Consider the following 22,846-nt stretch of genomic DNA (forward strand, 5'->3'; position numbering starts at 1 on the left):
AGACTGACAATGTACTGGCTGTACCTGCTGCTGGCGCTGGGCTGCTTCGCCTTTGCGCTGAAAACACCGAACATGGGCCTGATGTCACTGGCCCTGCTGGGCACCCTCGCCTTCCTGCTGGCATGGGTGCGCGGTCGATACGCGGCACGCTTCGGCGACCTTCAGCGTGATCCGGCGACACTGGTGGACAGCGATGAACTCAGGCGTCTGCGCGAGCAGGCCAAGGTTGCTCCGGCCGACGGCAGCGACCCTCCCTCTCACTCCCCGTAGTCCCGTTCCATGACCCAGCTCAGCGTCAACGTCAACAAGATCGCCGTCCTGCGCAATTCGCGTGGCGGTGCCGAACCGGACGTGGTGCGTGCCGCCCAGGCCTGCCTGGATGCCGGCGCGCATGGCATTACCGTGCACCCGCGGCCCGACCGCCGCCACATCACCGCCGAGGACGTGCTGGCTCTGTCGGCGCTGACCCGTGCCCGTGGTGTGGAGTTCAACATCGAAGGCAACCCGTTCGCGCCGCCGCGTGAGGGCTACCCCGGGTTGCTGCCGCTGTGCGCGCAGACGCGCCCGGCGCAGGCCACGCTGGTTCCCGATGGCGATGGCCAGATCACCTCCGACCATGGCTTCGACTTCGAACGCGATGCGCAGCGGTTGCGCCCGCTGGTGGCCGAGCTGAAAGCGATGGGATGCCGGGTGAGCCTGTTCGTGGATGCCGGCAACCCGCTGCTGGAGCAGGCCGCCGATGTCGGCGCCGACCGCGTCGAGCTGTACACCGGCCCCTACGCCGAGGCCCATGCTGCCGGCGACGCCCGCGCCATGCTGGAACTGTTCGCCACCGCCGCGCGCCGTGCACAGGCCGTCGGCCTCGGTGTGAATGCAGGGCACGATCTGTCGCAGGACAACCTGCGTGACTTCCTGGCGGCCGTGCCGGAGGTGCTGGAGGTGTCGATCGGCCACGCGCTGATCGGCGAGGCGCTGTACGACGGCCTGGATGCCACGGTGAAGGGCTACCTGGCACTGCTGTAGGAGTGCATGGGACTTCCCCGGCAGATTGAAGCCCGAAGACGTGCGGCAGGTCCCGTGTTTCGGCCTGGCAAGCGCCCCTGTAGCCGATCTTCCCATCGCAGTTGCTGAGACACCCGTGGCCCATGCTGGCCTGCCGCGGCGATGGCGCGCGCCCGGGCCCAAGCCAGACGACCCTGTGGACAAGTCTGGGGTCAACGTGTCGCCCCATGCCCCTGCGCGCCTACAGCTACGTGAATCCTGGCCGCTTGCGCTGCCTGTGGTTAGCAATAATACTAATAGCCCGTAACGGCCGGAGGGCAACATGCAGCACCCCCCTCGCAACGCCCAGGCCGCCATCAAGGGCCGGGGTTCCACGTCCCATCTCGCGGGGCGCTTTGAAAGCACCGTCAGCGAAGCGGTGGACGACGGCTGGGCAGTGGACGGCAGCGAGGAGTTCCTCGCCCCGCGCCTGCGCACCGAAGTACGCGCGGAGACCGCCCGCAGCATCATCAGCCGCAACAGCTCCCCGGACGTCGGCTTCAGCCAATCGGTGAATCCGTATCGCGGCTGCGAGCATGGCTGCTCCTATTGCTTCGCCCGCCCCTCGCATGCCTATCTGAACCTGTCGCCTGGCCTGGACTTCGAGACCAAGCTGTTTGCCAAGACCAACGCGCCACAGCTGCTGCGCAAGGAACTGTCGAAGCCGGGCTACGTGCCGCAACCGATCGCGCTGGGCATCAACACCGACGCGTACCAGCCGATTGAACGCAAGTTCAAGCTGACCCGCCAGCTGATCGAAGTGATGCTGGAGACGAAGCATCCGTTCTCGCTGATCACCAAGAATGCGCTGGTCGAGCGCGACATCGATCTGCTCTCACCACTGGCGGCGGAGAACCTGGTCAGCGTGCATTTCTCGGTGACATCGCTGGATCCGCATCTGTCGGCGAAGCTGGAGCCGCGCGCCTCGGCACCCCATGCGCGGCTGCGTGCGATGAAGCGCCTACACGAGGCGGGCATTCCGGTGGGCGTGATGGTTGCGCCGGTGATTCCGTGGATCAACGACAGCGAACTGGAAGCCGTGCTGGAAGCCGCGCACGACGCCGGCGCCAGCACTGCAGGCTACGTGCTGCTGCGCCTGCCGCTGGAAGTGGCACCGCTGTTCCGCGACTGGCTCGAAACCCATCATCCCGATCGCGCCGCGCATGTGATGAGCACCATCCAGCAGCTGCGCGGCGGCAAGGATTACGACAGTCAGTTCGGCACGCGCATGCGCGGCCAGGGTGTTTACGCAGATCTGTTGAACAACCGCTTCAAGCTGGCGCGCAAGCGGCTGGGCTTCAACGCGCAGAACAGCCATTGGCCGAAGCTGGATTGCAGCCGGTTCGAGAAGCCGTTGCCGCCGAAGGTGGATACGCCGCAGGGGAGTTTGTTCTAGGTCGTCGCGGTCGCGCCGTGGTGCTGTGCCTCAACCCCCACCAAACAATTTCTGCGCGCTCTGGAACAGGATCCAGCTGGTGGCGATGAACTTGTCGCCGCCCTGCGGCCGGTTGCCGCGATGGGTATGGGTGAACGCAGTCGGCGCGATCAGCAGGCTGCCGGTGCGCGGTGCGATCTTCCGGCCCTGGAACAGGAACTCGGTTTCGCCTTCGTCGAAGTCGTCGTTGAGGTACAGCGTCCACAGCACATGCCGGTGCAGCGTCTCGGCCTGCGCGTCCTTCGGATACAGCTCGCAGTGCCAGTACGGGTAGCCGCCCTCGCCCGCCGCATACCACTGCAGGTTGATCGCGCCCGGGCGCAGGCAGGTGCGCGCCAGATCCGCCAGCTGCTCCGGCGCCATGTCGGGGAAATCCTCGGCCGACAGGCGTCGCGGCTGGCCGTTGCTGTCCTGGATCTGCAACATCAACGGCGCGATCAATGCCTGTGGATAACGGCGTAGATAAGTCTGCAGACCCGCAAATACCGCCTGTTGCAGCTGCTGGTCCACATCCTGCCAGCCATCCACGCCGCTGATCCGCAGATCCTTGCTGTGCTTGAGTTCCGGGAACACACCGCTGCCCACTGCGCCGGGTTTCAGGCCCTGGCTTGCACGCATGCGCGCGACGATCGCAGCGCACACGTCGCTGGGGACGGCGTTGTGGATGACCTCGATGAAATCGACCGGGCCCGGCTCGTGCATGCGTGCATTCCTTCGACGGCAAGGGCTTGATGGTGCCGTTTGCAGCTGCTGCTGTCACCCTGCGGTCATGTCATCAATCTGCCATGACCGCTATAGGGATGGCCGCTGTCAGACGCTCTTCGCGTCATGCTCCTGGTGATAACGCACGGCCTCGGCGACCTCTTCGCGCGAACCGAGGAACACCGGCACGCGCTGGTGCAGCTGGTCGGGTTGCACGTCGATGATGCGCTCGCGACCGGTCCAGGCAGCGCCGCCCGCCTGCTCCACCAGCAGGCCCATCGGGTTGGCTTCGTACATCAGGCGCAGCTTGCCGGCCTTGCCCGGTTCCTTCTTGTCCCACGGGTAGATGAAGATGCCGCCGCGGGTCAGGATGCGATGCACGTCGGCGACCATGCTGGCGATCCAGCGCATGTTGAAGTTCTTGCCGCGCGGGCCTGCCTTGCCGGCCAGCAGATCTTCCACGTAGGCCTGCATCGGCGCTTCCCAGTGCCGCTGGTTGGACATGTTGATGGCGAACTCCTGGGTGGCCGCCGGGATCTGCATGTTCTCGGTGGTCAGCAGGAACTCGCCGGTTTCGCGGTCGAGGGTGAAGGCGTGGGTACCGTGGCCGACGGTCAGCACCAGCTGCGTGCTGGGCCCGTAGATGCAGTAGCCGGCGGCGATCTGCTTGCTGCCCGGCTGCAGGAAGGCGTCATCGCCGGGCAGTTCGACGTTGGTCGGGCAACGCAGCACCGAGAAGATGGTGCCGACGGAGACGTTGACGTCGATGTTGGAGCTGCCATCGAGGGGATCGAACAGCAGCAGGAAATCGCCACGCGGGTAGATGTCCGGCACCGGCTGGCTGTGGTCCATTTCCTCCGATGCGCAGGCGGCGAGGTGGCCACCCCAGGCGTTGGCCTCCAGCAGGATCTCGTTGCTGATGACATCCAGCTTCTTCTGCGCTTCGCCCTGCACGTTGCCGGTACCGGCCTCGCCGAGCACGCCACCGAGGGCGCCCTTGCTGACGGCGATGGAGATGCTGGTGCAGGCGCGGGCGACGACCGCGATCAGCTGGCGCAGGTCGGCGTTGATGCGGCCGGCGTGCTGCTGCTGGATCAGGAAGCGGGTCAACGAGGTACGGGACATGGGCGGGCAGGTCTCGGCAACGGGAAAACGCCTATTGTCGCTGGTCTGACTTGCGCGTGGGTGAGCGGGGGTAGGCGTAATCGTTTCCAGAGGCATTGCGGTCGTGGCGCCTTCCCTTCGTCGAGGCGCGCGGGAGGGGGAGACAATGCAGGACACGCTGCAAGTACGTCCATGTAAGCTCGATGGCGCCTTGCTCGTGTGCGCTGTCCTGCGCACACGGCAAGACCGGGGTTGGGCATCCTGCCCAACCCGCCCGAGGCATGCCTCGCGCCCATGGCGCCAACGGTCCTGCATTGCGTCCCCCTCCCGCGCGCTTCAGGGTTGGCCGCGAGCGCGGAGGGGGTGGCAAGGCAGGAGCAAAAACAAAGGCGCCTTTCGGCGCCTTTGTTTCCACAGCTTGCTGGAGCGGTCGATCAGCCCTTGGCGACGGTGGCCACGGCCTTGGCGACGTATTCCAGGTTGTTCTGGTTCAGCGCAGCCACGCAGATGCGGCCGGTGCCGACGGCGTAGATGCCGAACTCGTCGCGCAGGCGCTCGACCTGTTCGCGGCTCAGGCCGGAGTACGAGAACATGCCCGCCTGTTCGTTGATGAAGCCGAACTGCGGGGCGCCGGCGGCGGCCAGCTTCTCGACCAGGCCCTGGCGCAGGGCGTGGATGCGCTCGCGCATCTCGGTCAGCTCCTGCTCCCACATCGCGCGCAGTTCCGGATTGGTCAGTACACCGGCAACCAGTGCAGCACCGTGGGTGGAGGGGCTGGAGTAGATCGTGCGGATCACGCGCTTGACCTGCGACTGCACGGCCTTGGCGTCAGCGGCGGTCGGCGCGACCATCGACAGCGCACCCACGCGCTCGCCATACAGCGAGAACGACTTGGAGTACGAGTTGGCGACGATGAAGCTGTCGATGCCGGCCTCGGCGATGGTGCGCACCGCGGCGCCGTCCTGCTCGATGCCCTTGTCGAAACCCTGGTAGGCCATGTCGATGAAGGGGAACAGCTGGCGGTCCTTCAGCAGCTGTGCGACCTGCTTCCACTGGCTGACGGTGAGGTCGGCGCCGGTGGGGTTGTGGCAGCAGGCGTGCAGCAGCACCACGGTGCCCGCTTCCAGCTTGCCCAGGTCGGCCAGCAGGCCGTCGAAGTTGACGCCATGGGTGGTCGGGTCGAAGTAGGTGTAATCGACCACCTCGAAACCAGCGGCGCTGAACACGGCGCGGTGGTTCTCCCAGCTCGGGTTGCTGAGTGCGACGGTGGCGTGCGGCAGCAGCTTCTTCAGCACGTCGGCGCCGACACGCAGCGCACCGCTGCCACCGACAGTCTGGGCGGTGGTGACACGGCCGGCGGCCAGCAGCGGCGAGTCCTTGCCGAACACCAGCTCACGGGTGGCCTGGGTGTACGCCGGCAGGCCATCGATCGGCAGGTAGCCGCGCGGTTTGGCTTCGTTGGCGAGCTGCTGCTCGATCTGCTTGACGGCGCGCAGCAGCGGAATGCGGCCGCTCTCGTCGTAGTAGATGCCCACACCCAGGTTGACCTTGGTCGGGCGGCTGTCGGCGTTGTACGCCTCGGTCAGGCCCAGGATCGGGTCGCCTGGGACCAGTTCCACGTTTGCAAAGAAGGACACGGCGGTACTCGTTCGGTAGACGGAAAGGGGGAGGAATTGCGCCACGCGGCTTGCGGCCTGTCGGCCGAAACCGACCCATCGTAACAAAGCCTGCCGGGGCTGGCCGCCGCCATCGTCATCCGCCTGCCCGTACCATGGCGTGCGTTGCCGCCCGATCCATCAACCTGAATCATGAATCCCAGCGCACGACGCCAATGCCTGCCGCTTTCCGCCCTGCTGCTGCTGCCTTTGGCGGTGACGGCCGAGCCATTGCCGACCGCCCTGCCGGCTGTGCAGGTGCAGGCCGCGCGGGTGCCCGGCGTCGACCCCTTCGCCCTGCCCGCCAGCCTGGATACGGTGTGGATCGACGCCGACCGTACCGGCCCGGGCACGCAGCTGTCCGAGGCGCTGGGCGGGGTGCCGGGCCTGCTGGCCCGGGACCGGCAGAACTTCGCGCAGGACACCCAGCTGTCGATCCGTGGCTTCGGCGCCCGTTCGACCTTTGGCGTGCGCGGGGTGCGGGTGCTGATCGATGGGGTGCCGGCGACCATGCCCGATGGCCAGGGCCAGCTGTCGCACGCCAGCCTGCTCGGTGCCGAGCGCATCGAGGTGCTGCGCGGGCCGTTCTCGGCGCTGTACGGCAATTCGTCCGGCGGCGTGCTGCAGGTGTGGAGCGCGCAGGGCCAGGCCGGTGACCCGTGGCGGCTGCGGGTGAATGCCGGTGCCGACAACACGCTCAGCGTCGGCGCGCAGCTGCGCGGGGCGGGCCCTGGCGTCGACTACAACGTGGCCGCCAACCATTTCAGCACCGATGGCTGGCGTGACCACAGCCGCGCGCGCCGCGAATCGTTGAACGCGCGGCTGGGCACCGAGCTCGCGGGCGGCCGCCTGGAACTGCTGCTCAACGCGCTGCACGCGCCGAACGCGCAGGACCCGCTGGGGCTGACCCGCGCGCAGGTGGCGGCCGACCCGCGCCAGGCCACGGCGGTGGCTGAGCAGTACAACACCCGAAAATCGGTGCGCCAGCAGCAGGCAGGCCTGCGTTGGACCCGTGAAGCCGGTGCACAGCGCTGGCAACTGATGGGCTATGCCGGGCAGCGCGAGGTGACCCAGTACCTGCCGATTCCGCCGGGACCGCAGGCCAACCCATTGCACGCCGGTGGCGTGATCGACCTGGATGGCGGCTACGGCGGGCTGGACGCGCGCTGGGGCTGGAACGGCGATCTGTGGGGGCGACCGCTGGATCTGGTGGTGGGCGTGAATGCCGATCGCCAGCGCCAGCACCGCACCGGCTACGAGAACTTCGTCGGCACCATCGTGGGGGTACGCGGGCGCCTGCGTCGCGACCAGATCGACATCGTGCAGAACGTGGACCAGTTCGCCCAGGCGTGGTGGCAATGGAGCCCGCGCTGGTCGCTGCTGGCCGGGGTGCGCCACAGCGCGGTGCGCTTCGAATCGGATGATCGCTACATCGTCGGGCGCAATCCGGACGACAGTGGTCGCCGTGGCTACCAGGCCACCACGCCAGTGGCAGGTGTCAGCTTCGAGGCAAGCCCGCAGTGGCGCCTGCACGCGGCGATCGGGCGTGGCTTTGAAACCCCGACGTTCAACGAGCTGGGCTACCGCGCCGACGGCCAGGCCGGGCTGGCGCTGGATCTGGCGGCCGCCCGCAGCCGCAGCCTGGAAGTGGGCAGCAAGTGGCACGCGCAGGATGGAAGACAGCTCGATGTGAGCCTGTTCCGTGCAGATACTGACGATGAACTGGCCGTTGCCAGCAGCACCAATGGTCGCAGCACGTACCGCAACATCGGCCGTACCCGCCGCCAGGGTGTGGAGCTGCAGTACCGGCAGCCGTTGGCCGAGCAGCTGGAGCTGCAGCTGGCCTGGACCTGGCTGCAGGCGCAGGTGCGTTCGCCCTATCTGGCCTGTGCGGCCAGCAACTGCGCAGTGCCCGACACCGTGGTTGCCGCTGGCAGCCGCCTGCCCGGCGTGCCCCGGCAGCAGGCGTATGCCCGCCTGCAGTGGTCGCCGGGGCAGTGGCAGTGGGGATTGGAAGCTGCCGCCAGCAGCGATGTGGTGGTGAATGACATCGCAACCGAGCGCGCACCGGGATACGCGCTGCTGAACCTGGACGCCGGTCGCCGCTGGACGCTGCAGGCGGGTGACCTGCGTGCATTCGCACGTATCGACAACGTGCTGGACCAGCGCTACATCGGCTCGGTGATCGTCAATGACGGTAACGGCCGGTTCTTTGAACCGGGGCCGGACCGCCGCGCCAGCGTTGGCCTGCAGTGGTCATGGCGTTAGGCGGGCCCCGGTAGCGCCGGGCCATGCCCGGCGAGCGCGCAGCGCGGACGTGACGGATCCGCCGGGCATGGCCCGGCGCTACCGATCAATCCGGGGCCTTGGCGGGCACGAACGGTGAGGTTGGATCGCTGGCCGGGAAGGTCTCTTCCAGCGCCTCGTCCTGGTTGTCGCTGGCGTGCTGCTTGCGCTCGCGCCGCTTCAGCGGACTTTCCTGGCCACCGCGATTGCGGTCACCGCAGTCCTTGCGGTCCTGGGCGGCCTGTTCAGGCCGGCGCACGACGGGCAGTACGCCTTCGTCCGGTGTCGACATGCCGGCGCCACGGTCCTCGGCGTCGGCCAGATCGTGTTTGCCGCGCTGCTCGCCCGGCTCGGGGGTGTGGTTCTCACGCAGGGGGTCACGGGTGGTGGTCATGGGGCGTTCCTCCGGTAGGCCTCCACTAGAGCGCGGACGAAGTAAAGCCACTGCGAACCTGGCGTCATGAACATCTTTGTCACGACTGGATAACGGCGGCGCGCGTATTCCTGCCCACCCGCCCTGCTGCAGGAGCCGGCCATGCCCCGTCTTGAACGCCCCGCCCCGTCCGTGTTCAACGCCCTGCTGGATCCGCTTGGCCAGCGCAGCACGCAGCGCCGGACGCGCCGCCTGGAGGATCCGCAGGCGGTGGCGCAGGATTACCTGCAGTACATGCTGAGCGACTACGAGGAACGCCGCGGGCAGGGGCATCGCAACTGGCGCGATCTGTGCCCGGTGTATGCCTTCGCGCTGACCACCCATGCCGCTGACTGGCCGCGTGGCGGTGAGGCCGATACCAGTGGCGAACTGGCCGAGCACTGGGACCAGATGCGCGGACAGTCGCGCCTGAACTGGGCACAGGCGCAGCCGGTGGTGGAAGATGCCTGGCGCGCGCTGGACCATATCCCCGCCGCTGCGGTGAGGCCGCTGCTGCAGTAGTGCCGGTCGCTGGCAGGCATCGCCAGGATTCAAGGAGCTGCCGGCCAGCGGCCGGCACTACCGCATGGTCTGCACGTGGCCGACACGGTTGTTTCACGGTAGCCGGCTGAAGCTGGCTACCCCTGCTGAAACACAGGTGCGCATCATGGCCCGCCCGATCTGGACCGGTACGCTTTCCTTCGGCCTGCTCAACGTACCGGTCTCGCTGATGTCCGGCGAGCGCAAGGTCGACCTGCACTTCCGCATGCTGGATTCGCGCGATCGCAAACCGATCCGCTTCGAACGGGTCAACGCCGACACCGGCGAGGAAGTGCCGTGGAAGGACATCGTCAAAGCCTACGAGTACGACAAGGGCAGCTACGTCGTGCTGGAGGAAGACGATATCCGTTCGGCGGCGCCGGAAAGCCATGAAACGGTGGAGGTGGAAACCTTTGTCGACGCCAGCCAGATCGACCCGCGTTACTACGAGAAGCCTTATCTGCTGGTGCCGGGTAAAAAGGCTGAGAAAGGCTACGTGCTGCTGCGGGAAACGCTGCGCAGCACTGGCAAGGTCGGCATCGCCCGGGTGGTGGTGCGCACGCGCGAGTACCTGTGCGCGGTGATGCCCAACGATGACGCGCTGGTGCTGATGATCCTGCGCTATCCGCAGGAACTGGTCGAGCCTGACGACTACAAGCTGCCCAGTGGAAAGCTTGCCGATTACCGCATCACCAGCAAGGAAACGGCGATGGCCGAGCAGTTGATCGAGTCGATGGCCGGTGACTGGGATCCTTCCCAGTACCACGATGAGTTCCGCGAACGCCTGCAGCAGGTGCTGAACAAGCGCATCAAGTCCAAGGGCGGCACCACCCAGGTGGAGGACGAGCCGGCACCGCGCGAGGACGCAACCACCAACGTGGTGGACTTCATGGCGCTGCTGCAGAAGAGCCTGGATGCCAACAAGCGCACGCCGGCGAAGAAGGCGGCCGCGCGCAAGGCTCCAGCCAAGAAGGCAGCGGCGAAGAAGGCACCGGCAAAAAAAGCCCCTGCGAAGAAGGCTGCAAAGAAGACCGCCGCGCGACGCAAGGCAGGTTGAGCCATGTCGTTGCATCAGTACCGGCGCAAGCGTCGGCTGGGCGGAGGCACCGGGCAGACCCCCGAGCCGGATGAGGCGCCTGCACGGGGCAACCCGAAGCGGCGGCCGATCTTCGTGGTCCAACTGCACCACGCCAGCAGCCGCCACTACGATTTCCGCCTGGAAATGGATGGCGTGCTGAAGAGCTGGGCGGTGCCGAAGGGGCCGTCGCTGCGGGTGGGTGAGAAGCGCCTGGCGGTGGAGGTGGAAGACCACCCTCTTTCCTATGCCGGCTTCGAAGGTGACATTCCGGAAGGACACTACGGCGCCGGTCACGTCGATGTGTTCGACCACGGCAGCTGGGCCTGCGAAGGTGATCCGCTGCAAGCACTGGCTGCGGGCAAGATCGACTTCGTGCTGCACGGGCAGCGCCTGGCCGGTGGCTGGAAACTGGTACGCACGGCGATGAAGGGCCGTCAGGTGCAGTGGCTGCTGATCAAGCGCGATGACGCGCAGGCACGGGATGCGGAGGCGGACGATCTGCTGCACACGCCAGCGCGAACATCCGCGAAGAGGTCCCGGGCTTCAGCGAAGAAGACGGCTCCAGCGCCACGTGGCGCACACCCACGCAAGGCCGATGCACGCTGGCATGCGCGCGCGTTGCAGCTGGACGGGGCGCGCGACAAAAGCTACCCGCACCAGTTCAAGCCACAGCTCACCGATCACCGCGACACCGCGCCCGATGGCGAGCGCTGGCTGCACGAGATCAAGTGGGATGGCTACCGGCTGCTGGCCGATCTGCACGAGGGCGAGGTAGCGCTACGCTCGCGCAATGGCCTGGATTGGACGGCGGATTTTCCCGAAGTGGTGCAGGCCGTACAGGCGCTGCCGGTGCGCGATGCGCGCCTGGATGGAGAACTGGTGGTGCTGGACGACAACGGCCGCAGCGACTTCGCCGCGCTGCAGCGGGTGATCGACGGTAGTTCGAAACAACCGCTGCGCTTCATCGTGTTCGATCTGCCGGGCGTGGCCGGGGTCGACATCAGCCGCGCGCCGTTGCTGCAACGCAAAGCACTGCTGAAAGAACTGATCGGTGATGCAGTTGGCACGCTGGCCTTCAGCGAGCACGTCATCGACCACGGCCCGGCGGTGTTCGACGCCAGCGGCAAGGCGGGCTTCGAAGGCATCGTAAGCAAGCAGGTCGACGCGCCCTACGTGAACACCCGCGCGCGCAGCTGGGTGAAGGTGAAGCATGAGGACACCGATGAATTCCTGATCATCGGCCACACCGCACCCAAAGGCTCGCGGGTGGGATTTGGTTCGCTGCTGCTGGCCACGCCGGACAAGGGCGGCCTGCGCTATGTCGGCCGGGTCGGTACCGGCTTCGACGATGAGAGCCTGCGCGCGCTCTCGGCCACGCTGGCACCGTTGGCGGTGAACGCCGCGGTGCTGGAGCTGCCGTCGCATGTCCCCTTCCGTGCGGCCAGCGTGCGCTGGGTGAAGCCGGTGACGGTGGCCGAGGTCGCGTTCCGCGGCTGGGGCAAGGAAGGATTGCTGCGCCAGGCCAGCTTCAAGCGACTGCGCAGCGACAAGAAGAAGGAGGACCTGGCGATGAGTGCAGCACCGGCCGACGACGGCGACGACGTGGCCATCACCCATCCCGAGCGCGTGGTGTTCGCGAAGAAGAAGCTCAGCAAGGGTGACGTTGCCGACTACTACCGGCAGATGGCGCGCTGGATCCTGCCGGAAATCAGTGGACGACCGCTGTCGCTGCTGCGCTGTCCCGATGGCGTGGGCAAGGCCTGTTTCTTCCAGAAGCACCACGGCCAGGGCCTGGGCGACGCCGTGCATGCAGTGCCGCTGCAGCAGAAGAGCGGGCGCGAGGACTACGTCTATATCGATGACGAACGCGGGCTGCTGCAATTGGTGCAGATGAACACCCTGGAGCTGCATCCCTGGGGGGCGACGGTGGCCGACCCCGAGCATCCCGACCGGCTGGTGTTCGATCTTGATCCGGGTGAGGGCGTGAGCTGGGCCGACGTCAAGCGCGGCGCGCGCGATGTGCGCGATCGACTGCAGGAGACCGGGCTGCAGAGCTTCGTGCGGTTGTCCGGTGGCAAGGGCGTGCATGTGGTGGTGCCACTGCAACCTGCGGCCGACTGGGAGGACGCGAAAGCGTTTTGCGAAGCCTTCGCGCAGGCGATGGCCGAACAGGCGCCGGACCGCTACGTGGCGACGATGAGCAAGGCCAAGCGCAGCGGCGTGATCTTCATCGACTGGCTGCGCAATACACGCGGTGCGACCAGCGTGTGTTCGTGGTCGCTGCGTGCGCGGGATAGCGCGGGCGTGGCGGTGCCACTGCGCTGGGAGGAGCTGGCGCGGGTGAGTGCTGCCGATGCGTTTCCGATGGACAAGGCGTTGGCACGGGCGAAGCGTTTGAAGGCGGATCCGTGGCAGGGCATCGACGCGCTGAAGCAGACGCTGCCGACGTTGCAGYGGTAGTGCCGGCYGCTGGSCGGCAACTGCAGGATCATCGAGGTTGCCGGCCAGCGGCCGGCACTACCGGTATCCGCTCAGCGCCGATCGCGCGATGCGCGGCGGCCGAACCACCAGCCCAGCAGCAACTGCACCGGCAGCGAAACCAGCAGGCCGATGACGAACCAGTGCGGGAAGTCGCCGCCCATCACCCACAGGCCATAGCCCGCGCCGAGCACCAGCAGAGACCAGATCGAGGTGCCATGCGCGCGTGGCCAGCACGGCGCGTAATACGTGGCGAAGGCAATGGCGGCGATGCCACCCAGCACGGTGAATGCCAGGTCCCAGCCGAGCTGGGCCTCGCTTCCCGGCGTCATGCGCAGCAGCGATGGCAGCCAGCCCGCGGCACTGCTGACAAGGGCAAGCGCGAGCAGCGCGCCGATCAGCGCGAGCAGGGAGAGAAAGACGGTCTTGAGCGTGCCGGGCATGCGCGCATTGTACGGCCGCCGGGGTGCGCGGCGCTGCCGGCAGATCGGCATGGCCGCCGCGCCCGTGGGAGAGGGAAACGGACACGGCGGCCATGCACAGGGGGGTCAGGCAGCGAAGTCGATCACCACGCGGCCTTCGATGGTGCCGGCGTGCATGCGCGCGAACACCTCGTTGACGTTCTCCAGGCGGTCGGTGCTGACCGTGGCGGCAACCTTGCCTTCGGCGGCGAACTGCAGCGATTCCTGCAGGTCCAGGCGAGTGCCGACGATCGAACCGCGTACGGTGACGCCGTTGAGCACCATGCCGAAGATGTCCAGTGGGAAGTTGCCCGGTGGCAGGCCATTGAGCGAGACCGTGCCGCCGCGACGGACCATGCCCAGCGCCTGTTCAAACGCCTTGGGCGAAACCGCGGTGACCAGCGCACCATGCGCGCCACCGATCTCCTTCTTCAGGAACGCAGCCGGATCGGTGGTGCGCGCGTTGACGGTGACCTGTGCGCCCAGGCGCCTGGCCAGGGCCAGCTTGGCGTCGTCCACATCCACCGCTGACACGTTCAGGCCCATCGCGCGGGCGTACTGCACCGCCATGTGGCCGAGGCCACCGATGCCGGAAATGGCCACCCAGTCACCGGGCTTGGTGTCGGTGACCTTCAGGCCCTTGTACACGGTGACGCCGGCGCACAGCACCGGTGCGATCTCCACGAAGCCCACTTCCTTCGGAAGCAGGCCGACATAGTTGGCATCGGCCAATGCGTACTCGGCGAAGCCACCGTTGACCGAGTAGCCGGTATTGCGCTGCGTTTCGCAGAGCGTTTCCCAGCCGCCCAGGCAGTGTTCGCAATGGCCACACGCCGAGTACAACCAGGGGATGCCGACCCTGTCACCTTCCTTGATGTGCCCTACCCCGCCTCCCACGGCCACGACGTGCCCCACGCCCTCGTGGCCGGGGATGAACGGCGGGTTCGGTTTCACCGGCCAGTCGCCCTCGGCGGCGTGCAGGTCGGTGTGGCAGACGCCACAGGCCTCGATCTTGACCAGCACCTCGCCCGCCCCCGGGCGCGGTACCACGACTTCCTCGATGACCAGCGGCTTGCCGAACTCACGGACAACGGCGGCCTTCATGGTTCTATTCATGCGTGCTTCTCCGTAGTGCGCTTGCAGACAGGATGGCGCCGGCCCCATGCCGGCGCCTTGATCCCGATCAATCCTCAGAAGAAGCCGAGCTTCTTCGGTGCGTAGCTGACCAGGAGGTTCTTGGTCTGCTGGTAGTGGTCGAGCATCATCCGGTGGTTTTCGCGGCCGATGCCTGACTGCTTGTAGCCACCAAACGCAGCGTGCGCCGGGTAGGCGTGATAGCAGTTGGTCCATACCCGCCCGGCCTGGATCGCGCGGCCCACCCGGTACAGTCGCGCGGCATCGCGGCTCCAGACGCCGGCACCCAGCCCGTACAGCGTGTCGTTGGCGATCTGCAGTGCTTCTTCCTCGGTCCTGAACGTGGTGACCGACACCACCGGCCCGAAGATCTCCTCCTGGAACACGCGCATGCCGTTGTGGCCCTTGAACACGGTCGGCTGCACATAGAAGCCGCCGGCCAGGTCGCCACCGAGCGCGGCTCTGTCACCGCCAATCAGCACCTCGGCGCCTTCCTCGCGGCCGATGGCGATGTAGGACAGGATCTTCTCCAGCTGTTCGCCCGATGCCTGCGCGCCCACCATGGTGTTCGGGTCCAGCGGATTGCCTTGGCGGATCGCCGCCACGCGTTCGAGCACACGCTCCATGAAGCGTTCGTAGATCGATTCCTGCACCAGTGCGCGCGACGGGCAGGTGCACACCTCGCCCTGGTTGAAGGCGAACATGACGAAACCTTCCACTGCCTTATCGAGGAAATCATCGTCCTCGGCCATTACGTCGGCGAAGAACAGGTTCGGCGATTTGCCGCCCAGCTCAAGCGTCACCGGAATCAGATTCTGGCTGGCGTACTGCATGATCAGGCGGCCGGTGGAGGTCTCGCCGGTGAAGGCGATCTTGGCGATGCGCGGGCTGCTGGCCAGCGGCTTGCCCGCCTCCAGGCCGAAGCCGTTGACCACGTTGAGCACGCCCGGCGGCAGCAGGTCGCCGATCACCTCCATCAGCACCAGGATCGACGCCGGGGTCTGTTCGGCAGGCTTGAGCACCACGCAGTTGCCGGCGGCCAGCGCCGGCGCCAGCTTCCAGGCCGCCATCAGCAGCGGGAAGTTCCACGGGATGATCTGCCCGACCACGCCCAGCGGTTCGTGGAAATGGTAGGCCACGGTGTCGTCGTCGATCTGCGACAGGCTGCCCTCCTGCGCACGCAGGCAACCGGCGAAGTAGCGGAAGTGGTCGGCCATCAACGGCACGTCGGCGTTGAGCGTCTCGCGGATCGGCTTGCCGTTGTCCCAGGTCTCGGCGTGGGCCAGCAGTTCCAGGTTCTGTTCGATGCGATCGGCGATGCGGTTGAGCAGCAGCGCACGGTGGGCGGCCGATGTGCGGCCCCAGGCGTCCTTTGCGGCGTGCGCGGCATCGAGTGCGGCGTCGATGTCCTCGGCGTTGGAGCGGGCAACTTCAGTGAACACCTGGCCGTTCACCGGCGAGATGTTGTCGAAGTACTGGCCGCTGCGCGGGGCGATCCATTCGCCACCGATGTAGTTGCCATAGCGCGGCTTGAACAGGGAGCGAGGATCGGTGGCATGCGGGCGGGTGGACGGTACGGCGTTCATGGCGGCTCCTGTGGTGGGCATGGTGCATCCACAGGCGCAAAGACGATGCCAACTGTGGCCTGCTGCGCTGCATCACGCCTTCATCGCCCGGCCGTCGGTGATCCTGTCGCGCGCCCTGCGGCAGCGCAGCAGGCGCGGCCGTTGCAGGGCGACGCGGGGTGTGCTGTTAATCGGGACAGGTCCCGCAACAACTGTCGCAATGTGCGACACAGGAGGCTGTCGGTGTCCCCGCTTGCTCCCGATCCCCGCCTGGGAAGTGCCCGGCGCAGTTTCTTCGAGCGCGGCGCTGCGCCCGTCGGCGCGGTGCCCGAGGCGATCCTGCATTCTTGGCAACGCTGCCAACGGCACGGCCTGCTGGTGGATGCGCAGCCGGCCGCCGAACCACTGACCGACAACCGCCTGCGCGAACTGCGCCAGCGCCGCGAGCGCCTGTGGCGACAAGCGCGCCCGGAGCTGGACGGACTGGCGGCGGAAATGACCCACAGCGGCAGCATCGTGCTGCTGACCGATGAAGACGGCTGGATCCTCGACGCCGAAGGCAGTGCCGGTTTCCTCGACAAGGCGGGTCGTGTCGCGCTGATGCCGGGCATGCGCTGGGACGAGGGCACGGTCGGCACCAACGCGATCGGCACCGCGCTGGTCGACGGGCGCGCGCTGCAGGTGCGTGGCGGCGAGCACTACTTCGCCCCGCACGGCATCCTCACCTGTTCGGCCGTGCCGATCCTGGATCCCTACGGGCAATGCCTGGGTGTGCTCGATGTGTCCGGCGACGCGCGGTTGCCACACGTGCACGCGCTGGCGCTGGTGCGGCAGGCGGTAGCGCAGATCGAGCACCGCGGTTTCGCCGACGGCCTGGCCGACTGCGAGCTGCTGCGCCTGCATCATCAACCCGCGCTGCTGGGCAGTGCGCGCGAAGGCGTGCTCGGCTTCCGCGGCGGTCGCCTGGTCGCGGCCAATCGTGCCGGCCTTGCCTTGTTCGGGCTGGATCGCCAGGACATCGGACGCACGCCGTACGAAGCGCTGTTCGAACAACCGCTGTCGCGGCTGGCAGATGACGGCGTGCTGCTTGATCGCCAGGGCCGTCGTCTGTACGGCGTGCGCGAGGCCCGTGCGTCGCGACGCAGTGTGACTACGCCTGGACCGACCGCGCCGCTGCCGGCGAGTGCGCAGGGCCCACTGTTCGATAGCGGGCAGCAACAACAACTGGCCACCGCAGGACGCGTGCTGCAGGCCGGGTTGCCGGTGCTGCTGCAGGGCGAGACCGGCACCGGCAAGGAAGTCTTCGCGCGGGAACTGCACGCACGCAGCACGCGTGCGGGAAAGCCCTTCGTCGCGGTGAACTGCGCGGCGCTGCCGGAAGGCCTGATCGAAGCAGAGCTGTTCGGCTACGAGGAGGGTGCCTTTACCGGTGCGCGCCGGCAGGGCAGCCCGGGCCTGCTGCGGCAGGCCGAGGGCGGTACGTTGTTCCTCGATGAGATCGGCGACATGCCGCTGGCGCTGCAACCGCGCCTGCTGCGCGTGCTGCAGGAACGCGAGCTGTCACCGCTGGGCGGCGGCAAGCCGGTGAAACTGGATTTCGCACTGGTCTGCGCCAGCCACTGCGAACTGCCGCAGGCGGTGGATGCCGGCCGCTTCCGTGCGGATCTGTATTACCGCATCGCCGACCACGTGGTGACCCTGGCGCCGTTGCGGCAGCACCCCGATCGCGCTGCCGTGGTGGATGCCCTGTGGCAGCAGCTGGGACAGGGCCATGCGTTGTCGTCGCAGGCCCGCGCGGCGCTGGCCGCCCATGCCTGGCCCGGCAACCTGCGCCAGCTGAGTGCCTGCCTGCGCACGCTGGCCGCACTGGCTGAGCCGGGTCAACCGGTGAGCCCGCAGCTGCTGCCCGCGGACGTGCGTGCTGGTACGCCCACCGCGCCAGCAGTGCCTGCCAGCGGAGCATTGGAGGAGATCGCCGAGGCGGCCATGCGCCAGGCGCTGGCCGAGTGCCAGGGCAACGTCAGCGCGGCCGCCAAGCGGCTGGGAATCAACCGCAGCACCCTGTACCGCCGGCTGGGTACGCCACGCGGCTGAACGGATGCGCTGGCGCCGGGTCTGTGCCCGGCCCCAGCAGGGGCCGAGGGATCAGCCCGCCAGCACCGCGGCCTCGCGTGCCAGGCGCTCGACGCTGTCCCAGTCGCGGGTCTGCATCAGCGCGGCGGTGGTCAGCCACGAACCGCCCACGCACAGCACGTTGGGCAGATGCAGGAACTGGCTGGCGGTCTGCGCACTGATGCCGCCGGTCGGGCAGAAGCGCACATCGCCGAACGGGCCGTGCCACGCCGACAGCATCGCGGCACCACCGGCCTGCACCGCCGGGAAGAACTTGAAGGTGTCCAGGCCGTGTTCCAGGCCGACGATCAGCTCCGAACCGGTGGCCACGCCAGGCAGGTAGGGCAGATCGGCATCGCGCGCGGCGGCATACAGCCGTGGGGTCGCCCCGGGCGACACCGCAAAGCGGCCGCCGGCCTGTTTCACCGCCTGCATCTGCGCGACATCGAGCACGGTGCCGGCACCAATCACCGCATCCGGCACGGCCTCGACCATCGCCTTGATGGCTTCCAGCGCGCGCGGCGTGCGCAGGGTCACCTCGATCACCGGCAGGCCGCCACGGAACAGCGCCTGCGCGACCTGTACCGCATCGTCGATGTCATCGGGGGTGAACACCGGAATCACCGGTGCCAGTTTCAGTACCGCACGAACGCGTGGATCAGCGCCGGACATCGAATCGCTCCTCGCCCATCAGGGCCAACACATCAGCTTCGCTGACGGGATTGAAATCGCCGGGAATGGAATGCTTCAGGCCCCCGGCAGCCAGGCCGAAGCGCACGGTGGCGTCGGCATCGAAGGTCGACAGGATGCCATGCAGGATGCCTGCCGCGAAGGCATCACCGCCGCCGATGCGGTCGACGATGCCCTGCAGCTGGCGTACCGGGGCCTGTGCGCGGGTGCCATCGCGGCCGAGCAGCAGCGCGCCCAGCGCATGGTGGTCCACGCTCAGCGTCTGCCGCTGGGTGCAGGCCATCCACTGCAGCTGCGGGAACGCTTCGAACGCGGCCGCGGCCGCCGCTTCCACGCGCGCGACCACGTCGGCCTGTTCGAAACGCTGGCCGAGGATGACCTCGATATCGCGGTAGTCGGCGAAGACGATGTCGGCCTGCGCGAACAGTTCGTGCAGGATCGACCGCGCATCGCCACCCCAGCGCTGCCACAGCTTCGGCCGGAAGTTGCCATCGAAGGACACGCGCACGCCCAGTGCACGCGCAGCGCGCGCTGCGGCCAGGGTGGCCTGCGCCACGTCCGCGCCCAGCGCCGGGCTGACCCCGGACAGGTGCAGCCACTGCGCGCCCTGCAGCAATGCGGGCCAGTCGTAGTCGGCGGCGGTGCTGTTGGCGAATGCCGAATCGGCACGGTCGTAGACCACTTCGCTGGCCCGTTGCACCGCGCCGGTGGTCAGGAAATACAGACCCATGCGGCCTTCGGCATCTTCGCGCACGCCGCGCGTGTCGACCCCATGCCGGCGCAGTTCGGCCAGCGCATGCGCGCCGAGCGCGTTGCCGGCAACGGTGCTGACCATGGCCACGTCATGTCCAAAGCGGGACAGCGAGACAGCCACGTTCGCCTCGGCACCGCCGACATGCACCTGCAGCTGCGGCGACTGCAGCAGCAGTTCGCGACCGGGCGCACCCAGGCGCAGCAGCAGTTCCCCGAAACACACGATACGACCCATTTCTGCTCCTTCACGCGTGCCGCCCGCATGTGACACTGGGCGGCGTGGTAGTGGACCACGCGTGGGGCGTGGAATTGGCTAGCGGTGTCATTTCAATCCCGCCCATCCTTGCCCTAAGCCTACCAAACTGTTGGAAGCATTGTCCTGCAAGCGTCTTGGAGACATTTCAGATCTGTTGCGGTGCAAGATGCCGGATCGGGAACGTGCTGTTAACGTCCGGCCTGACCAGCGGTGTCATCCCGCTGAAACAGCCGCGATACCAGACCTTTGGGAGAGGGGAAAGGCATGCATTCTCGGAACCATGAAAAAAAGACACCGGTTACCTTGCTCGCGTTGGGCGTTGCACTGGCCCTGGCAGGCAACGCCGGCGCGCAGCAGCAGAGCGCCAACCCGAACGCCACCGACCTGGATACGGTCACCGTCACCGGCTACCGCGCCAGCGTGGAGAAGGCGCTGGACATCAAGCGCGGCGAAGCCGGCGTGGTCGATGCCATCGTTGCCGAGGACATCGGCAAGTTCCCCGACCTGAACCTGGCCGAGTCGCTGCAGCGCATCCCGGGCGTGGTCATCACCCGCGAGGCCGGCGAAGGCCGCAATATCTCGGTGCGTGGCCTCGGCCCGGAATTCACCCGCGTGCGCATCAATGGCATGGAAGCGCTGACCACGGTCGGCGCCGGTGACCAGAGCGGCGGCACCAACCGCGGCCGTGGCTTCGACTTCAACGTGTTCGCCTCGGACCTGTTCTCGCAGCTGCTGGTGCGCAAGACCGCCTCGGCCGATGTCGAGGAGGGCTCGCTGGGCGCCACCGTCGATCTGCGCACCGCGCGTCCGTTCGACTACGACGGGTTCACCTTCGCCGCCAGTGGCCAGGCCAGCTACAACGCGATGGCCGAAAAGGCCGACCCGCGCATTGCCGCACTGGTCTCCAACACCTTCGCCGATGGCACCTTCGGCGCGCTGCTGTCGGTGGCCTATTCCGAGCGCCAGGCGCTGGAGGAAGGCTCCAACACCGGTCGCTGGGCCAACGGCCCGAGCAACGGCAACTTCGCCGCGTCCTCGCCGTTCGCCGCCGCGCGTGGCGCCAACGTGTTCCATCCGCGCTTCCCGCGCTACGTGCAGATGGAGCATGAGCAGAAGCGTCTGGGCGTGACCGGTTCGCTGCAGTGGAAGCCGAACGACGCCACCGAGATCTCGCTGGATGCGCTGTACTCGAAGATCGATGCAACGCGCGATGAGCACTACATCGAGGCGATTTCCTTCAGCCGCGGCGCCAATGCGAGCGCACGCCTGTCGGGCAAGCCGACCACCATCGTCAAGAACGGCGAGATCCGCGACAACGCACTGCTCTACGGCGAATTCGACAACGTCGACATCCGCACCGAGAACCGCCACGACGAGTGGAGCACCGAGTTCAAGCAGATCGCCCTGAACGGCCAGCACCGCTTCGGTGATGACTTCACCCTGTCCGGCAAGATCGGCATCTCGCGCTCCAAGCACGAGAACCCGGTGCAGACCACCGTCATCATGGACAAGTACGATGTCGACGGTTACAGCTACGACTACCGTGGCAACAGCCGTGCGCCGATCCTCAACTACGGCATCGACCCGACCAATCCCAACGGCTGGGAACTGGCCGAGATCCGCCTGCGTCCGCAGTACGTGGACAACGACTTCGACACCGGCCAGATCGACTTCAACTGGAACATCAGCCCGGGCTTCCGCCTGAAGGGCGGCGTGCTGGCCAAGGACTACACGTTCAAGACCGTCGAACTGCGTCGCGCCAGCGAACTGGCCGTGCCCAACTTCGCCGGTGGCAACAAGATTGTGCCGGTGAACCTGACCGAGCAGGCCGGACTGAAGGGCATCAGCGGCAGTCCGTCGAACTGGGTCGTGCCGGACCTGGATGCGATCGCCGAACAGCTCGACATCTACAGCAACAGCGGCACCTTCGCCGTCGCCCCGCGCGCCAACAACGTGCGCAGCGTCGAAGAGAAGGACCGAGGCGCCTACCTGATGGGTGAGTTCTCCACCGAACTGGGCTCGCTGCCGTTGTCGGGCAATTTCGGTGTGCGCTACGTGCGCACCAAGCAGTCGGCGACCGGGCAGTCGACGCTGGCCAACGGCACCGTCGAAACCACGGTCAGCCGTACCTACGATGACACCCTGCCCTCGTTCAACCTGGTGGCGGAAGTCACCCCGGACTTCCTGATCCGGCTGGGTGCGGCCAAGGTGATGAGCCGTCCGGGGCTGGGCAGCCTGACCCCGGGCGCGACGGTGGCCGTGGCCGGTGGTGCACGCACCATCTCCAGCGGCAACCCGATGCTGGATCCGATCCGCGCAACCAATGTCGACCTTGGTTTCGAGTGGTACTTCGCCGAGGGCGCAATGGCCGGCATCGGCCTGTTCTACAAGGACATCGAGAGCTTCGTACAGACCACCCGCGAAGTGCGTCCGTACAGTGACAGCGGCCTGCCGGCTTCGCTGCTGGTCGGCACCGGCGCCTCGGCCACCGATGACTTCACCTACAGCAAGCCGGTCAACACCCCGGGCGGCGAACTGCACGGCGTGGAAGCCAACTACACCCAGCCCTTCACCTTCCTGCCGGGCAAGTGGGCCAACCTGGGCATGCAGTTGAACTACACCTGGGTGGAATCGAAGATCCAGTACATCAACGCGGCCGGGCAGCCGGTGATGAAGACCGACCTGACCGGCCTGTCGAAGTCGTCGTGGAACGCCACGCTGTTCTATGAAGGCGAGAAGTTCGCCGGGCGCATCTCGGCCACCAACCGCGATGACTACCTGACCCAGGCACCGGGCCAGGAAACCGGCTTCAACCTCGATGGCTACCACGGCATGACCGGTACCACGGTGTTCGATGCATCCATCCGCTACAAGATCAGCGACCAACTGGAACTGAGCCTGGAAGGCATCAACCTGACCAACGAAGCGTCCGACGAGTGGGTGTACTCGCCGCTGACCGGTCGCCTGCCGCTGCAGTACACCGAGACCGGCCGCCAGTACCTGCTGGGGCTGCGCTACAAGTTCTGAGCGACGCCGACGGCGTGCCACCCGGCACGCCGTCGTTCGCCACGACCGCTGCTGCGCCGCAAGGTGCCGTCGCGGCGTGGCCTTGCTACGGTCCGGCGGCCCTCGCCGGCCGTCGCC

Annotated in this window: 18 protein-coding genes; 9 read left to right on the forward strand and 9 right to left on the reverse strand. The window is 67.2% G+C overall.

The genetic code is table 11. The annotated features are described in order from the left end of the window. The first annotated feature begins 9 nt into the window (after positions 1 to 9). The 3 genes from AB4Y98_RS09820 to AB4Y98_RS09830 all read left to right on the forward strand — a co-directional run bounded on the left by AB4Y98_RS09820 (position 10) and on the right by AB4Y98_RS09830 (position 2,437). Positions 10 to 270 carry a membrane protein gene (locus tag AB4Y98_RS09820; RefSeq protein ID WP_025875543.1) on the forward strand — a complete coding sequence of 87 codons (261 nt, stop codon included), beginning with the start codon at positions 10 to 12 and terminating at the stop codon, positions 268 to 270. Positions 271 to 279: 9 nt separating this feature from the next. Continuing rightward, positions 280 to 1,023, forward strand: a complete 744-nt coding sequence (locus AB4Y98_RS09825; protein ID WP_025875542.1) for a pyridoxine 5'-phosphate synthase — start codon at positions 280 to 282, stop codon at positions 1,021 to 1,023. A gap of 301 nt (positions 1,024 to 1,324) precedes the next feature. Next, positions 1,325 to 2,437: a PA0069 family radical SAM protein gene (locus tag AB4Y98_RS09830; RefSeq protein WP_442244256.1), complete on the forward strand. Its 1,113-nt coding sequence runs from the start codon at positions 1,325 to 1,327 to the stop codon at positions 2,435 to 2,437. 30 nt (positions 2,438 to 2,467) lie between these two features. Here AB4Y98_RS09830 and AB4Y98_RS09835 read toward each other — a convergent pair whose 3' ends face one another. The 3 genes from AB4Y98_RS09835 to AB4Y98_RS09845 form a co-directional block, all read right to left on the reverse strand. Further along, positions 2,468 to 3,178 (reverse strand): 2OG-Fe(II) oxygenase, encoded by a 711-nt coding sequence (locus tag AB4Y98_RS09835; RefSeq protein ID WP_032978467.1) that lies wholly within the window; start codon positions 3,176 to 3,178, stop codon positions 2,468 to 2,470. 108 nt (positions 3,179 to 3,286) lie between these two features. Beyond that, complete coding sequence (locus tag AB4Y98_RS09840; protein ID WP_312786744.1) at positions 3,287 to 4,303, reverse strand: class 1 fructose-bisphosphatase; 1,017 nt, start codon at positions 4,301 to 4,303, stop codon at positions 3,287 to 3,289. A gap of 413 nt (positions 4,304 to 4,716) precedes the next feature. Further along, positions 4,717 to 5,919 carry an amino acid aminotransferase gene (locus AB4Y98_RS09845; RefSeq protein ID WP_312786743.1) on the reverse strand — a complete coding sequence of 401 codons (1,203 nt, stop codon included), beginning with the start codon at positions 5,917 to 5,919 and terminating at the stop codon, positions 4,717 to 4,719. 171 nt (positions 5,920 to 6,090) lie between these two features. On the opposite strand from AB4Y98_RS09845, the gene AB4Y98_RS09850 reads away from it, so the two are divergent. After that, positions 6,091 to 8,205, forward strand: a complete 2,115-nt coding sequence (locus tag AB4Y98_RS09850; RefSeq protein WP_442244257.1) for a TonB-dependent receptor family protein — start codon at positions 6,091 to 6,093, stop codon at positions 8,203 to 8,205. 85 nt (positions 8,206 to 8,290) lie between these two features. On the opposite strand, the gene AB4Y98_RS09855 is transcribed toward AB4Y98_RS09850, so the two are convergent. After that, the gene (locus AB4Y98_RS09855) at positions 8,291 to 8,617 is read right to left on the reverse strand and encodes a hypothetical protein (RefSeq protein WP_025875523.1); all 327 of its coding nucleotides are present in this window, start codon (positions 8,615 to 8,617) and stop codon (positions 8,291 to 8,293) included. Between the two features lie 141 nt (positions 8,618 to 8,758). Between AB4Y98_RS09855 and AB4Y98_RS09860 the strand changes: the two genes are divergently transcribed. From AB4Y98_RS09860 to ligD, 3 genes are all read left to right on the forward strand, one after another. Then, on the forward strand, positions 8,759 to 9,157 hold the full coding sequence (locus AB4Y98_RS09860; protein ID WP_025875521.1) for a hypothetical protein: 399 nt from the start codon (positions 8,759 to 8,761) through the stop codon (positions 9,155 to 9,157). Positions 9,158 to 9,302: 145 nt separating this feature from the next. Then, complete coding sequence (ku, locus tag AB4Y98_RS09865; protein WP_442244258.1) at positions 9,303 to 10,232, forward strand: non-homologous end joining protein Ku; 930 nt, start codon at positions 9,303 to 9,305, stop codon at positions 10,230 to 10,232. A gap of 3 nt (positions 10,233 to 10,235) precedes the next feature. After that, a complete protein-coding gene (ligD, locus tag AB4Y98_RS09870) occupies positions 10,236 to 12,713 on the forward strand; it encodes a DNA ligase D (protein WP_442244259.1) in 2,478 nt (825 codons plus the stop codon). Positions 12,714 to 12,784: 71 nt separating this feature from the next. Here ligD and AB4Y98_RS09875 read toward each other — a convergent pair whose 3' ends face one another. From AB4Y98_RS09875 to adh, 3 genes are all read right to left on the reverse strand, one after another. Further along, complete coding sequence (locus AB4Y98_RS09875) at positions 12,785 to 13,174, reverse strand: hypothetical protein (RefSeq protein WP_025875515.1); 390 nt, start codon at positions 13,172 to 13,174, stop codon at positions 12,785 to 12,787. A gap of 105 nt (positions 13,175 to 13,279) precedes the next feature. Continuing rightward, positions 13,280 to 14,308, reverse strand: a complete 1,029-nt coding sequence (adhP, locus tag AB4Y98_RS09880; RefSeq protein ID WP_442244260.1) for an alcohol dehydrogenase AdhP — start codon at positions 14,306 to 14,308, stop codon at positions 13,280 to 13,282. Between the two features lie 74 nt (positions 14,309 to 14,382). After that, entirely contained in the window at positions 14,383 to 15,912 is a 1,530-nt protein-coding gene (adh, locus tag AB4Y98_RS09885; protein ID WP_025875511.1) for an aldehyde dehydrogenase, read from the reverse strand. Between the two features lie 222 nt (positions 15,913 to 16,134). Between adh and AB4Y98_RS09890 the strand changes: the two genes are divergently transcribed. Further along, positions 16,135 to 17,985, forward strand: coding sequence for a sigma-54-dependent Fis family transcriptional regulator (locus tag AB4Y98_RS09890; protein ID WP_442244261.1), 1,851 nt, complete (start codon positions 16,135 to 16,137; stop codon positions 17,983 to 17,985). Between the two features lie 51 nt (positions 17,986 to 18,036). On the opposite strand, the gene eda is transcribed toward AB4Y98_RS09890, so the two are convergent. Both eda and AB4Y98_RS09900 read right to left on the reverse strand, forming a co-directional pair. Then, positions 18,037 to 18,675 carry a bifunctional 4-hydroxy-2-oxoglutarate aldolase/2-dehydro-3-deoxy-phosphogluconate aldolase gene (gene eda, locus AB4Y98_RS09895; protein WP_032978454.1) on the reverse strand — a complete coding sequence of 213 codons (639 nt, stop codon included), beginning with the start codon at positions 18,673 to 18,675 and terminating at the stop codon, positions 18,037 to 18,039. Then, on the reverse strand, positions 18,662 to 19,681 hold the full coding sequence (locus AB4Y98_RS09900; protein WP_442244262.1) for a sugar kinase: 1,020 nt from the start codon (positions 19,679 to 19,681) through the stop codon (positions 18,662 to 18,664). The genes eda and AB4Y98_RS09900 overlap by 14 nt, the downstream gene beginning before the upstream one ends. A gap of 285 nt (positions 19,682 to 19,966) precedes the next feature. On the opposite strand from AB4Y98_RS09900, the gene AB4Y98_RS09905 reads away from it, so the two are divergent. Beyond that, positions 19,967 to 22,729: a TonB-dependent receptor gene (locus tag AB4Y98_RS09905; protein WP_442244263.1), complete on the forward strand. Its 2,763-nt coding sequence runs from the start codon at positions 19,967 to 19,969 to the stop codon at positions 22,727 to 22,729. The last annotated feature ends 117 nt before the right edge of the window (positions 22,730 to 22,846 follow it).

The sequence above is a fragment of the Stenotrophomonas sp. 2YAF26 genome, from assembly GCF_052114625.1.
GTDB lineage: Bacteria > Pseudomonadota > Gammaproteobacteria > Xanthomonadales > Xanthomonadaceae > Stenotrophomonas > Stenotrophomonas indicatrix.